This window comes from Halanaerobium sp. DL-01 (assembly GCF_003338615.1).
In the GTDB taxonomy this organism is placed as follows: Bacteria; Bacillota; Halanaerobiia; order Halanaerobiales; family Halanaerobiaceae; genus QPJE01.
The window spans coordinates 1-14,099 of record NZ_QPJN01000014.1 but is presented as its reverse complement, the minus strand read 5'-3'; the positions used below and the strand labels follow the sequence as shown (position 1 = coordinate 14,099).

General features: G+C 32.6%; 14 protein-coding genes. All 14 read left to right on the top strand.

The genetic code is table 11. The features are described 5' to 3' along the window. The first annotated feature begins 2 nt into the window (after positions 1 to 2). Positions 3 to 1,067 (top strand): cobalt-precorrin 5A hydrolase, encoded by a 1,065-nt coding sequence (cbiG, locus tag DER71_RS06315; protein WP_114474427.1) that lies wholly within the window; start codon positions 3 to 5, stop codon positions 1,065 to 1,067. Further along, positions 1,060 to 2,427 carry a cobyrinate a,c-diamide synthase gene (locus DER71_RS06310; protein WP_114474426.1) on the top strand — a complete coding sequence of 456 codons (1,368 nt, stop codon included), beginning with the start codon at positions 1,060 to 1,062 and terminating at the stop codon, positions 2,425 to 2,427. Before cbiG ends, DER71_RS06310 begins: the two co-directional genes overlap by 8 nt. Continuing rightward, a complete protein-coding gene (gene cbiB / locus DER71_RS06305; protein ID WP_233487381.1) occupies positions 2,420 to 3,379 on the top strand; it encodes an adenosylcobinamide-phosphate synthase CbiB in 960 nt (319 codons plus the stop codon). Before DER71_RS06310 ends, cbiB begins: the two co-directional genes overlap by 8 nt. Before the next feature lie 100 nt (positions 3,380 to 3,479). Next, positions 3,480 to 4,409, top strand: a complete 930-nt coding sequence (locus DER71_RS06300) for a GHMP kinase (RefSeq protein ID WP_114474424.1) — start codon at positions 3,480 to 3,482, stop codon at positions 4,407 to 4,409. Further along, complete coding sequence (gene cobD, locus DER71_RS06295; RefSeq protein WP_114474423.1) at positions 4,378 to 5,472, top strand: threonine-phosphate decarboxylase CobD; 1,095 nt, start codon at positions 4,378 to 4,380, stop codon at positions 5,470 to 5,472. The genes DER71_RS06300 and cobD overlap by 32 nt, the downstream gene beginning before the upstream one ends. A gap of 45 nt (positions 5,473 to 5,517) precedes the next feature. After that, positions 5,518 to 6,513 carry a hydroxymethylbilane synthase gene (gene hemC / locus DER71_RS06290; RefSeq protein ID WP_114474422.1) on the top strand — a complete coding sequence of 332 codons (996 nt, stop codon included), beginning with the start codon at positions 5,518 to 5,520 and terminating at the stop codon, positions 6,511 to 6,513. Positions 6,514 to 6,529: 16 nt separating this feature from the next. Continuing rightward, positions 6,530 to 8,113 carry a uroporphyrinogen-III C-methyltransferase gene (gene cobA, locus DER71_RS06285; protein WP_114474421.1) on the top strand — a complete coding sequence of 528 codons (1,584 nt, stop codon included), beginning with the start codon at positions 6,530 to 6,532 and terminating at the stop codon, positions 8,111 to 8,113. Between the two features lie 16 nt (positions 8,114 to 8,129). Beyond that, positions 8,130 to 9,101, top strand: a complete 972-nt coding sequence (gene hemB, locus DER71_RS06280; protein ID WP_114457204.1) for a porphobilinogen synthase — start codon at positions 8,130 to 8,132, stop codon at positions 9,099 to 9,101. 60 nt (positions 9,102 to 9,161) lie between these two features. Beyond that, a complete protein-coding gene (gene hemL, locus DER71_RS06275) occupies positions 9,162 to 10,463 on the top strand; it encodes a glutamate-1-semialdehyde 2,1-aminomutase (RefSeq protein ID WP_114474420.1) in 1,302 nt (433 codons plus the stop codon). A gap of 195 nt (positions 10,464 to 10,658) precedes the next feature. Continuing rightward, positions 10,659 to 11,300, top strand: a complete 642-nt coding sequence (locus DER71_RS06270) for a GTP pyrophosphokinase family protein (RefSeq protein ID WP_114457206.1) — start codon at positions 10,659 to 10,661, stop codon at positions 11,298 to 11,300. 184 nt (positions 11,301 to 11,484) lie between these two features. Further along, positions 11,485 to 12,603 carry an aminotransferase gene (locus tag DER71_RS06265; protein WP_114457207.1) on the top strand — a complete coding sequence of 373 codons (1,119 nt, stop codon included), beginning with the start codon at positions 11,485 to 11,487 and terminating at the stop codon, positions 12,601 to 12,603. 100 nt (positions 12,604 to 12,703) lie between these two features. Continuing rightward, complete coding sequence (locus tag DER71_RS06260; protein WP_147267743.1) at positions 12,704 to 13,195, top strand: NUDIX domain-containing protein; 492 nt, start codon at positions 12,704 to 12,706, stop codon at positions 13,193 to 13,195. A 78-nt stretch (positions 13,196 to 13,273) separates the two neighbouring features. Beyond that, positions 13,274 to 13,738, top strand: a complete 465-nt coding sequence (locus DER71_RS06255; RefSeq protein ID WP_114457209.1) for a hypothetical protein — start codon at positions 13,274 to 13,276, stop codon at positions 13,736 to 13,738. 85 nt (positions 13,739 to 13,823) lie between these two features. After that, the gene (locus DER71_RS06250; protein ID WP_114474419.1) at positions 13,824 to 14,072 is read left to right on the top strand and encodes a hypothetical protein; all 249 of its coding nucleotides are present in this window, start codon (positions 13,824 to 13,826) and stop codon (positions 14,070 to 14,072) included. Positions 14,073 to 14,099: the final 27 nt, after the last annotated feature.

Sequence of the window (14,099 nt, the reverse complement as noted above, 5' to 3'; positions counted from 1 at the left end):
CTATGCTGAAAGATAAAAAAATAGCTATAATTATTTTGACTCCAGCCGCCAAAAAAATAGCTCTAAAGCTAAAAAAAGTAGTCAGCAGCCTGGATATATATTCGCCAAATAAATTAAAAGATAAGAATAATCAATTTTATTATTTTAATTCATTTAAAACAACAATAAATGATATATTTAATAAATATGATGGCATAGTTTTTATCATGGCCCTGGGGATAGTTGTGCGGATAATTGCTCCGCTGCTGAATAACAAAAAAACTGATCCAGCTGTAATAACAATTGATGACTCAGGCCAGAATGTAATCAGTACTCTTTCCGGTCATCTGGGAGGAGCAAATCTGCTGACAGTAGAAATTGCTGCTGTTTTAGACTCTAATCCTGTAATTACTACCGCCACAGATTGCAGTAATCAGCCTGCATTTGATCTTTTAGCTCAGAAACTTAACTGCAAAATAGAGCCTTTTAAAAGATTGAAAAAGGCAAATGGAGCTCTACTATTTGGTAAAGAAGTTCATATTTATACTGATTATAGAATTCATATTAAAGAAACTAAAAAATTAAAAAAACATAGTTTAAATTATGTTAATAACAAGATTAAAGATGATGTTTTTGAAGTTATTATTTCCAATCAGCAGTATAAATTAAAAGAAAATCAACTGCAGTTAATTCCCAGAAATATTATTATTGGTATTGGCTGTAGAAAAAATATCTCTTTTTTCGCTATTAAAAGTGCATTAAATTCAATTTTGATTGAAAACAATTTATCTCGAGAAAGTATAAAAAAATTAGCAACTATTGATTTAAAAAAGAATGAAAAAGGTATTTTGAAACTGGCAGAAAAAAATGACTGGCCGCTTGAAATAATTACGCGAAAAAAAATCAGAGAAATTGAAGATAGTTTAAAAATAAAAAAATCAGATTTTGTTAAAAAAACAATTGGAGTTGCGGCAGCAGCAGCCCCGGCAGCAATTCTGGCATCAAACAATGGGGAATTAATAGTAGATAAGCAAAAATATCCAGGAATTACTCTAGCAGTTTTTGAGGAGGAAGTAAAAGATGAATAACAAAATTGTTATTGCCGGCAGCCGTAGTGGGGTTGGTAAAACTACCATTTCATTAGGTTTAATGGCAGCGCTTAAAAAGCGAGGATTTAAGGTACAGCCATTTAAAGTTGGACCTGATTATATAGATCCTGGTTTTCATACTTTAATCTGTGGTAGGGATTCTTATAATTTAGACAGCTATTTTTTGGGAGCAGCTGGAGTTAATAAAGTTTTTTCAGAAAAAAGTAAGCAGGCTGATATTTCGATGATAGAAGGAGTAATGGGACTTTTTGATGGTAAAGGTAAAAATTCGACCAGCAGTACAGCTGAAATTGCTAAAATTATCAATGCACCTGTTATTTTAATTATTGATGCTCGCAAGGTAGCACAGAGTGCTGCAGCAGTAGTCTATGGTTATAAAAATTATGATCAAAAATTAAATCTAAAAGGAGTTATAATTAATAATATCAGCAGTCCTCATCATTTTGAATTATTAAAAAAAGCAATTAAAGATAAAATGAGTGATTTAATAGTTTTGGGCTATCTTCCTAAAAATCAAGATCTGGAACTGCCGGAAAGACATCTTGGTTTGGTGCCAGTTTCTGAAAGTAGTGAACTTAAAGCATACAGTCAAAAATTAGTTGAGCTTATGGAAAAATATATTGATATTGAGCAAGTAATAGAAATTTCGCAAGTAGAATCAGAAAATTTACTTAAAAATAATTTGGCTATAAAATCAACTATAAAAAATATAAAAATAGGTCTTGCCTCTGATCAGGCTTTTAACTTTTATTATCAAATAAATTTAGATCTTTTAAAAGCAGCGGGAGCAAAAATTGTCGAGTTCAGCCCCTTAACAGATTCTAGACTCCCTGAAGTAGATGCAGTTTATCTGGGAGGAGGATTTCCCGAAAGTTTTTTGCAAGAACTTGCTGCAAATAGAGAATTCAAAAGCGATTTCAAAGAAAAAGTCAAACAGGGACTTCCAGCTTATGCAGAATGCGGAGGGCTGATGTATTTCTGCCGTCAGGTCAAAGATTTTGAGGGGAAAGAATTTCAAATGCTGGACTTACTTCCAGCCGAGATAGAAATGACTTCTAAATTACAGGAAATGGGATATCGAGAAGTTGAAGCTTCAGCTGATAACTTATTATTTAAAAAAGGAGAAAAAGCAAGAGGGCATGTGTTTCATTATTCCAGAATTTCAAAGATTGACCAAAAAGTTAAAAGAAGTTATAATTATCGAAAAAAAGAAGAGGGTTACAGCAGTCTGGATAATATTTTAGCCTCCTATATACACCTGCACTTTGCTTCTAACCTTCAAATAGTGAAAAATTATTTGGAAAAAGCTTTAATCTATAAAAAAAGTAGAGGTGCTTAGTTTGCAGTTCATATTATTTTTAATTATTGCCTTAATCATAGATTTGATTATTTCTGATCCGAACTGGATTACACATCCTGTTGTAATAATAGGTGGCTTAATAACTTTTTTGGAAAAACATTTACAAAAAGAAAGAGATGGTACTTTAGCTGCTAAATTAAAGGGTGGTTTTTTAGTAATCATAGTTTTATTGGTTAGCTATTTTATTTCAAATTATATTATTCAACAGTCACTGAGGCTAAATAAATATTTTGCTTATTTTATTGAAATAATTCTTCTGAGTTTAATGCTGGCCTTAAAAGGTTTGATCAAAGCTGGTAAAGAAGTTTATTTAGCCCTAAAAATCAATAATTTGGAGCAGGCCAGAAAAAAAGTCGATTTAATTGTGGGTAGAGACTGCAGTCAGAGCAGTCGCCAGGAAGTTATCAGAGCAGTTTTAGAAACTCTGGCTGAAAACACTTCAGATGGAATCCTGGCACCTGCCTTTTATTATCTTTTAGGAGGGCTTCCACTTGCTGTTACATATAAGGCAGTAAATACTATGGATTCGATGCTGGGTTATAAAAATGATAAATATATAAATTTTGGCTATGCAGCAGCTAAAACTGATGATTTTTTTAATTATATTCCCGCCAGGATTACAGCATTTTTAATTATTGCAGCATCTTTTCTACTTGATTTCGATTTTAAGTCAGCTTTTAAAACAGTTTTAAATGATGCAGCAAAACATCCCAGTCCAAATGCTGGTTATCCAGAGGCAGCAGCTGCAGGAGCACTTTCTCTGCGTTTTGGAGGAATCAATTATTATCAGGGAGAGGAGAGTTTTAGGGCCTATATCGGACAGAAAAAGAAAAAATTTGAGGCTAATGATATTTTAAAGCTGAATAAAATAATTTATTATACGGTTGGATTATTTTTAATATTAGCTTTAATTATTTTTGCTTTGATTTAGAAATATCAAGAGCTTAAAAATATAAAATAAATATTTATAAAGTTAAATTTTTAATTTTAATTTGATTTATTAAAATTTAGTTATGAGAGGAGAATGAATAGTGCAGCAAGTTATACTTAGAGTTCCAGGCAGCTGTGGAGAACTTCTTCAGGGCAGTATAGATGATCAGAATTTTTTGATTTCCTGCCCAATAAATTTATATACTGAAGTAAAGGCTCATTTTATTGATTCTGAAAAAAAAATAATTATCACTAAAAACAACTCTAGCACAGAAAATACTTATAAAACAGAAATTGCAGTTAAAAAACTATTAAATCATTATAATTTTAAACAGAAAGCTATAAAAATCAGAATAAATTCTCAATTAATATCAGGAATTGGGATGGCTTCTTCCACAGCAGATATAAGTGCTGCTGCTGCAGCAGTAATGCTTTTATTAAAAAATAAAGTTGATTTTAAGCTTTTGAAAAAAATATGTCTTGATCTAGAACCCACTGACAGTGTTTTTTTGGAAGGGATTAGATTTTTTGATCACTTAAATGGGAAAAAAGATTATTTACTTACTGCTTTTCCTCCTGAAATAGATATACTAATCTTTAAAGAAAAAGGAACTGTGGATTCTCTTAGCTTTAATCAATCAAAACAATTAAATCTTTTAAATAAAGACAAAGAAGAAAAAATAAAAAAATCTTTTAAATTAATAAAAAGTGGTTTTAAAGAAAATGATTATTATTTACTGGGGAGAGGTACTACTTTGAGCAGTCTTGCTCATCAAAAAATTCTTTATAAAAAAGATTTGAATAAATTATTACAGATAATCCAGAAAAATAATAAAATATATGGGATAAATATTGCTCATAGTGGTACCATGATTGGAGTTTTAGCAGCTAAAAATTTAAGAACAGAAAAAATTTTAAACGAAATTAAAGAAAAAACAGAGCTTGAGCATTTAAAAAGAGTTAAAATAATTTCAGGTGGAATAGAAAGGAGGGTTAATAATGGAACACATGCATGGAGGCAGATTAACTGAGATGGCTCAAAAAAATAATTTGGATCCTGATGAGATTATTGACTTTAGTGCTAATATAAATTTTTTAGGACCCCCGTCTTTACTCTTAGAAGCTATTAAAAGTAATATAAATAAAATAGAAAATTATCCTGAAATCAATTCGAAATCTCTTAAAAATGATATCGCAAAAAAACACTTTCTTGATCCTGAGCAGGTAACAGTTGCTAATGGTGCAGCAGAAATGATTTATCAGCTGACAAAGATATTAAAACCCAAAAAAGTGATGGTGATTGATCCTACATTTTCGGAATATGAGCTGGCAGCAGAGTCAGCAGCTGCAGCAGTAGAACATTTTAGCTTAAGTAAAAAAGCTGATTTTAAATTGGATTTAGAGAAGTTGAAAATAAGCTTAAATAAAGATATTGATCTATTGTTTATCTGTAATCCCAATAATCCAACTGCTCATTTATTAAAAACAGCTGAACTTGAAAGCTTAATTCAAAAAGCAGTTAAAGAAGAGATTATTGTTGTAATAGATGAAGCCTTTATAGATTTCTTAACTGATCCCGATAAATATTCAACAATTAAATTATTAGACAGTTATAATAATTTAGTAATACTTAAATCAATGACCAAACTATTTGCTATTCCAGGTTTGCGGCTGGGATATGCTCTAACAAATAAAAGTTTAAGTTTAGAACTGGAAACTAAAAGAGATCCCTGGTCAGTTAATTATTTTTCGCAGCTGGCTGGAGAGATTATTTTTTCCAATCAGCAGGAAATAAAAGATTATGTTAAATTAAGTCAAGAAAAAATTGCTGCCGAAAGAAAATACCTGTATCAAAAACTAAAAAAATTTAAAAAACTAAAAGTTTATCAGCCAACAACTAATTATATTTTTATAGATATTTCAGAAACAAATTATAACTCAGCCGAATTAAAACAGGAACTTTCCAAAGCAGCTATTTTAATTCGTAATTGTGATAGCTATTATAACCTACAGGATAACTATATTAGAGTTGCTGTTAAAAATAGAAAGGCAAATAAGATCTTAATTGAAAAATTAAAAATTATATTAGATTAAAAATTGGGTAGAGATTTTGGACATATTTCGGGAAGAGTCACTCAAATGGCAGCATTAATGTTGAATTTGAGAATCTCTTTTTATAAAATTAAGAAAATAAGGATGATTAAATTGAGTAAAAATTATATTATAGGTACTCGTGATAGCAATCTTGCTTTGAAACAGTGTAATATAGTAAAAGAAAAACTACAAAAAAAATTTCCAGAAATAGGATTTGAATTTAAAGAAATTTCAACAAAGGGAGATCGAGAAAGAGATAAAAAATTTGCTGATATTAATGCAGAAGGTATTTTTGTTAGAGAAATAGAAATGGCCCTGATTTCGAGGGAGGTTGATCTGGCAGTACATAGTTTTAAAGATCTTCCTACTAGGCTGCCCAAAGATTTAGAAATTGCAGCAATTGTTGATCGTGCTAATCGTTATGATGTACTTGCAGGGGCAGAAAAAAAGCTGGATGAATTACCTAAAGGGGCAAGGCTTGGAACTGGAAGTTTACGTCGAAAATCACAGCTTTTAGCTTACCGTTCTGATTTTGAAATTGTTCCTATCAGAGGCAATGTAGAAACAAGACTAAAAAAGATTAAAAGTCAGAATCTAGATGGTATAATTTTAGCTGCAGCCGGTTTGGAACGTCTAGGACTTAAAGCGCAGATTACAGGATATTTACCACCTGAGATTTGTCTTCCTGCTGCCAGACAGGGTGCAGTAGCAGTAGAAATTAGAAAAGAAAGTACTGAACTAAAAAAAATTTTAAAAATGATTGAAGATAAAAATACTGCTCTTGAAGTATGGACAGAGCATGCATTTTTAAAAGAGATGGAAGCTGGATGTCATGCACCACTTGCAGCCGAAGCATTAATTGAAGCTGAAAGCCTAACTTTAACAGCAGCAGTTGGGAAAATAGATGGCAGTAGAATTATAAAAAGAAAAGTCAGCACCAAAAAATTAAATTTAAATTCATTAAAAAAATTAGGAAAGGGTCTGGCACAAGAAATAAAAGCGGCTGGTGCAGCCGAAATTTTAGCTAGACTAAAGAAATAAAAAAGGAGAATAAAAAATGGGAGCAAAGGTTTATTTAACTGGAGCCGGTCCAGGTGATCCGTCTCTTTTAACATTAAAAGCAAAAAGAGCAATTGAAAAGGCAGACGTTATTTTATATGATCGTCTCGCAAATAATCGTTTTTTAGAATATGCCAGCAGTGAGGCAGAAAAAATTTATGTTGGTAAAAAAGCAAAGAATCATCACTATACTCAGTCCGAAATTGAGGCTTTAATGATTGAAAAAGTTAAAGTTGGAAAAACTGTCTGTAGGCTTAAAGGCGGAGATCCGTTTGTTTATGGTCGTGGGGGTGAAGAGGCTTTAAAATTAAAAGAAGCAGGAATTGATTTTGAAATCATTCCTGGTATTAGTTCTTCACTTGCGGTACCTCTTTATGCGGGGATTCCATTGACACAGAGACATCTAGCATCTTCATTTGCTGTGATTACCGGACACGAAGCAGCTGACAAAGAAAAGAGCACAATTGATATTGAAAAAATTGCAGCTGCTGTAGATACTTTGGTAGTTTTAATGGGAGTCGGTAAATTAGCTCAGACTGTCGAAAGAGTTTTAACTGCCGGTAAAAGTCCGGAAACTCCTGTGGCTCTAGTTCGCTGGGGAAGCCGATCCAAGCAGCAGACTATAACTGGCACTTTAGACAACATAGTTCAAAAAGTTGAACAGGCAAATTTTAAGCCGCCAGCAGTAATTGTGATTGGAAGTGTTGTTAATTTACGAGAAAAGCTGGCTTGGTTTGAAAACAAAAAATTGTTGGGTAAAAATATTTTAGTTACTAGACCTAAAAAACAGGCAATTTCTTTTATAGAAATGATTGAAGGAGAGGCTGGTAGCGCTGTTTTTGCTCCAACAATTGAGATTAAAGCAGCTGAAAATATTGGTCCTTTACAGAAAGAGGTTGGTAATTTAGAAAACTATAGTCATCTAATTTTTACTTCGGTTAACGGTGTTAAGTATTTTATGCAAGAACTGGATCGTCAGCAGCTTGATTTAAGAGCTCTGGCTGGAACAAAAATAATGACAATTGGTTCTAAAACTGCTGAAGAATTAAGAGTAAATGGAATTAGAACAGATTTTTTACCTGAAGATTATTCAACTTCAGGAATCTTAGACTATTTAAAAAAACTTCAGAGTAAAGGTGAAATTAATCTGAGGCAAGCTTCATTTTTATTACCTCGAGCAGATATTGCTCCTAAAATACTTGAAGAAGAACTTAGAAATATGGGCGCAAAAGTCAAAAATGTTGAAGCTTACAAAATAGAAGCAGTTGAGATGGAGGTAGAAATTTTGGATCTGCTTAAAAATGATGACCTTGACTTATTAACTTTTACCAGTTCTTCAACAGTAGATAATTTCATTATTGGTTTAGAAAAATTAATTAAGTCTCAAAATGAATTATTAGAAAATGATTCAAAAGAAATTGATCAAAAAAAATTATGGCAGCGGTTAAAAGAAATTCCAGCTGCTTGTATTGGTCCAGTAACAGCCAATCAAGCTAAAAAGTATGGATTGAATGTTAAAATTACAGCAGCAGAATATACTATTGAAGGTTTATTTGACGAAATTTTAAAATATTATTTATAAATGGAGGTTTTTTAAAATGGATTTAAATAGAAGACCGAGGCGTTTACGCAGTTCAAAAAATATTCGGGATTTAGTAAGGGAAACAAATTTATCTGCAGCAGACTTTGTTAAACCATTATTTGTAGTTAATGGTAAAAATATAAGAGAAGAAATTTCTTCAATGCCTGATAACTATCACTTATCTTTAGACCAGTTGCAAAAGGAAGTTGAAAGACTTTTAGATCTAGGAATTAAAGCAATTATACTTTTTGGGCTGCCTAAATACAAAGATGCAGAAGGGTCCAGTGCCTGGCAGCAGAATGGAATAGTACAAAAAGCTGTTCGACAGCTAAAAAAAGAATTTCCAGAACTTTTAGTGATTACTGATCTATGTTTATGTCAGTATACTGATCACGGCCACTGCGGAATTTTAGAAAACGGTAAAATCAAAAATGATGCAACTTTAAGTAGATTGGCTAAAATTGCACTTTCACATGCAGAGGCAGGTGCAGATATGATTGCTCCCTCAGATATGATGGACGGGAGAGTGGCAAAAATAAGGCAGACATTAGATGAAAATGGATTCAAGGAAATAGGAATTATGGCCTATTCTGCTAAATATCATTCATCATTTTATGGACCATTCCGTGATGCTGCTCATTCAGCACCAGAACAGGGTGACCGCAGCAGTTATCAGATGGATGCTGCTAATTCTGATGAAGCTTTAAGAGAAATAGAATTAGATATTAAGGAAGGTGCAGATATTATAATGGTTAAACCTGCTCTTTCTTATTTAGATATTATTCAAAAAGCCAGTGATAACTTTAATCTACCTCTGGCAGCTTATAATGTAAGTGGAGAATATGCGATGGTTAAGGCAGCAGCGGAAAAAGGATGGATTGATGAAAAAAGTGTTGCTTTAGAAATTTTAACTTCTATTAAAAGGGCAGGTGCAGATATTATCATTACATACTGGGCTGATAGTGCTGTTCAGTGGTTAAATGAATAATTAAAACTTTATAAACAGTAAATGTGTTGGTGTGAAAATATTAGCAAAGGAGTGATTTTGATGAGAGATAAAAGAAAAAAATCCAGTCAAGCTTTTAAGAAAGCAAAAAAATTTATTCCAGGTGGAGTTAATAGTCCAGCTCGAGCTTTTTCGGCTGTGGAAATGGATCCAATATTTATCGAAAAAGGAGATGGGGCCTATCTTTATGATATTGATGGTAATAAGTATTTAGATTATGTAAATTCCTGGGGCCCGATGATTTTAGGCTATAATCCACCCCAGGTAATAAAAAAATTAAAAAAACAGCTCCAAAAAGGTACAAGTTTTGGAGCTCCAACTGAAATTGAAACAGAAATTGCGCAATTAATAGTAGATTTTTATCCTGCAGTTGATAAAGTGAGAATGGTTAATTCTGGTACTGAAGCTACGATGAGTGCGATTAGACTGGCCCGAGGATATACTGGCAGGGATAAAATTATTAAACTTGAAGGTTGTTATCATGGGCATGGAGATAGTCTTTTAGTTGATGCAGGTTCTGGGGTTGCAACTCTTGGTATTAAAGGTAGTCCTGGAGTAACTGAGAATACAGCTAAAGAGACAATAGTAGCTCCTTATAATGATCAGGGGGCAGTTGAAAAAGTTTTTGCTGAATATGGATCTGAGATTGCAGCTATTATTTTAGAACCTGTAACTGGTAATATGGGAGTTATTGCTCCTGAAATAGGTTATTTAGAATTTTTAAGAGAAATTACCCGAAAAAATGGGGCACTTTTAATTTTTGATGAGGTTATGACAGGTTTTCGCCTGGCCCAGGGCGGAGCTCAAGAATTATATGAGATTGAGCCTGATTTAAGTACTTTCGGTAAAATAATAGGTGGCGGAATGCCAGTTGGTGCCTATGCTGGCAAAAAAGAAATTATGGATTATGTTGCTCCTGCTGGGCCAGTTTATCAGGCAGGAACCTTATCTGGTAACCCGATGGCTATGCAGGCAGGATTAGCTACTTTAAAAAAATTAAAAAACAAAAGGATATATGATCAACTAGAAGCAAAAGCAGAAAAACTGGAAAAAGGGTTTAAAACGAATATTAAAAAGCTTAATTTCCCTGCTTATTTTAATCGAGTTGGTTCCATGTTTACTTTATTTTTTACTGAGAAAAAAGTAAAAAATTATCAGGATGTTAAAAACTGTGATTTAGATCTTTTTGCAGCTTATTTTAAAGAAATGATTAACCAAGGTATTTATTTACCCCCATCACAATTTGAGGCTAATTTTATTTCCCTTGCCTTAACTGATGAAGATTTAGAAAAAACTATTACTGCTAATTATCAAGCTTTAAAAAAATTGAAGGCTGGTTTATAAGAATTATATAATTAAAAGTATTTTATACTTTTTAGAATAGCTAAAAAAAGAAAGGAAATTCTGCTCTTATATGGTCAATTCAGCTTTTTGTTTTAAGTTGAAGAAAGAATATATTTAATCTATAATTATAATAATAAAAGAATATAGCTGCAAAAAATATTTTCTGAAAATTTCCTTAAGAAAGAGGGGATTGACTTGGATACTAAAAATGTTAAAAAAGCTGTAGATTGGTATAAAAAGAACAGAAAAAACTATAAAGAACTAACAGAGAAAACTGCTTCTATTATCCGAAAAATATTAAAAGATAATGATATACTTTATCAAAGTTTAGAAAGCAGGACAAAAGATATAAAGAGCTTTGAAAGAAAAGCCAGACGGGACAAATATGTTGATCCTCAAAATGAAATTACTGATCTGGCAGGTATACGTATTATTACACTGTTTGAAAAAGATGTTTACAATATTAGTGATCTGATAAAGGAAAACTTTGAAATCGACTATATAAATAGTGAGGATAAATCTGATCTGCTGGATGCTGACAGAATGGGATATAAATCTGTTCACTATGTTGCCGCACTTTCTGAAAAACATTTGAATATAGAAAAATACAGCAGATTTTCTGGAATGGTTTTTGAAATTCAGCTAAGAAGCATACTTCAACATGCCTGGGCGGAAATTGAACATGACAGAAATTATAAGCTGCAGGGAAACCTGCCCAGACATCTGCAGAGAAGATTTTATTCTCTGGCTGGTATGCTGGAGATTGCCGACAGGGAGTTTAATTCTCTTGCAGAAGAAGTGGAAAAATACAAAAAAGTTTTTAGAGCTGAAAAATAATTATGTGATAAATTTATATAGTAAAAATTTCAATATTCATACTTTTGGCAGCATAATTTAAAAAATGGAGAAAGTTTAGTTATATATTTGTTAATGGAGAAAAAATAATATAAAATATAATTAAATTAGATCCAATTAAAATTGTAATTCAAATAGAAAATTATTTAGCTGGAGGAATGATAAAATGAAAATACCGCCATTTAAAGTAGAAGAGTGGATGAATGAGTATGAAATGGAAGCGGAATATAATATAGCAGAGACATGTGTTGAATCTTTAACTGTTGAGGAACTGCTGGAGCTTTCTGGAGAAGCTGAAGAGAAAATTAACAGGATAAAAGAAATGAAACTGACATATGGTCACATAACAGGATCCCCGGAATTCAAAAAAGAAGTAAGCACTCTTTATCAGACTTTAAATGAAGATAATATTCTTGCCACACATGGAGCAATTGGTGCTAATTTTTTAGCAATTTATTCTCTTGTGGAAAGTACTGATAATGTTGTTTCAGTTTTTCCTACTTATCAGCAGCTTTATTCTATACCTGCCTCATTTGGAGCAGAAGTAAGAAGGCTTAATCTTAAGTATAAAGATGGATTTATGCCTGATCTAAATGAAATTAAAAGTCTGGTTGATGAAAATACAAAGTTAATTGCTATTAACAATCCCAATAATCCTTCCGGGGCTCTGATGAGAGAAGATGTTTTAAAAGAAGTGGTCGAGATAGCTCGCTCAGTTGATGCATATCTGCTGAGTGATGAGGTTTACCGCGGTCTGTACCAGGAAGATATTGAAGTATCGTCTGCAGCTGACCTTTACGAAAAAGCAGTCAGCATCGGGAGCATGTCCAAAGTTTTTTCTCTGGCCGGACTGAGAATGGGCTGGATTGCAGCCGGGAAAGACGTAATTGAACTCTGTCAGCAGCATCGGGACTATACAGAGATCAGTATTGGTATGATAGATGATTATCTTTCTGTAATAGCACTTAAAAACAGAGATAAAATATTTGCTAGAAATACTGAAAAGATCAGAACACAGCTTGAACTGCTGGATAGCTGGGTAAAAAATGAGGAGCTGATAGATTACGTAAAACCACAGGCAGGAACAACAGCTTTTCTAAAATATAATTTAGATATCGGTTCAGAAGAGCTGTGCCGCAGATTATTTGCTGAAAAGGGTGTGCTGGCAGTACCTGGCAGTGCATTTGGAAGAGATGGTTTTTTTAGAGTTGGTTTTGCAGGAAATAAAGATGAACTTGTTAAGGGACTGCAGCTGTTAAAAGAACTGCTGTATGAACTTGCTTAAAAATTTTTGGACTAATGTCTCAATCTGGTTATCAATACAGAAGTAGTTGGGTGAAATTTTTGGAATTCAGCAAATAAATAATATAAATGGTGTGATAAAAATGGTTAAAAAGATAAGTGAGAAGTATTTGAATACTGTAATAGTTGTTTTCTGTTATTTAATTAAAGATGATAAGGTACTGCTTATAAAGAGAAACAATCCACCTGCACAGTATGAATATACTGTAGTGGGTGGAAAAAAAGAAAAAAACGAGAATCTGATAGATGCTTGTAAGCGAGAAGTAGAAGAAGAAACCAATCTTTTAGTTGATAACCTGAAGTTGATGGGAATAATAAACAATTTTATTGATGGACTTGAAGAAGAGTATCTGACATTTTATTTTAAGACTGAAAACTTTACTGGTGAAATAAAATCCAGTCTTGAAGGAAATGTACAGTGGTGTAATATTGAAGAAAGTTTTAAAAAAGAAGGGATAAGTAGATATTATGAGGAAATATCCCCTTTTGTTTTTGCAGGCGAGTTTTTTCTTGGTGATATATTTGTAGATCAGGAAGGAAAAATTAAAGAAGTTAAAATAAAAGCGGATTATTAAAAATAAAAACAGGAAATTTGATTTCTGTGTCTAATTTTATAGAATAGAGAATTGCTATGGATATGGAGGTGAGTTGAATTGTTCAGGAATGCTGGTTTTAATATTCTGCTGTCAGTATTACTAATTGTTGTGATAGCTGTTTCAGTGACGACTTTTAGTCCAGCTGCTTCGGCTGACAAATTATTGGGCCAACTGCTTAAAACCTTTGGCATCGGATTTGTAGTAAGTGAATTTGCAGAACCTATTGATAATTTTATCAATACTCTAACTTTTAACAATGGTGTTCAGGTTGAAACCGCAACAAAGGTGGTGCCGATTGTTACAGTAGGTTCTGGCACTTTTGCAGGAGCAGTACAGGTGTCAGGACCGGCCGCAGAGATTAATAAGGTTCAGGCAGTTGCCCAGCTTGAAGGTGATTTTAGAGATGGTACATTTCGCATTAGAGCACTTGTACCTGTTAATACAAAAAATCCAATTGATATAAAAAATATTGATCGAATCGAAGGAGTGGGTGTAACTGCATTGATCGATGTTGATGTTTAAGCATATAAAATATACCGCTTTCTTATTAAAGTAAGATAGCGGTTTTTTACATGAAAAACTAAAATCATAAAGGGGATAAATATGAATGAAGGACAGTAAAGTATCTAAAATTCCTTATGGACATGTTGGTATAATTGTTCATAAGAGCTGTAAAGATTTGGGGGAAAAGATTGACGGACATCTTGCTGATCGGAGAAAATGGGAATTTAATCAGAGTAACAGCAAATATTTTCTCGAAGCATTAAAAGACAGCTATGTGATTGACAGTGATAGAAGTTATAGTCTGCTAGCAAACCTCGTGGGCTTGCCCCGAGAAAATAGCAGACGGTTTTGAATTTCAATTATTATGTTTAGCTAATAA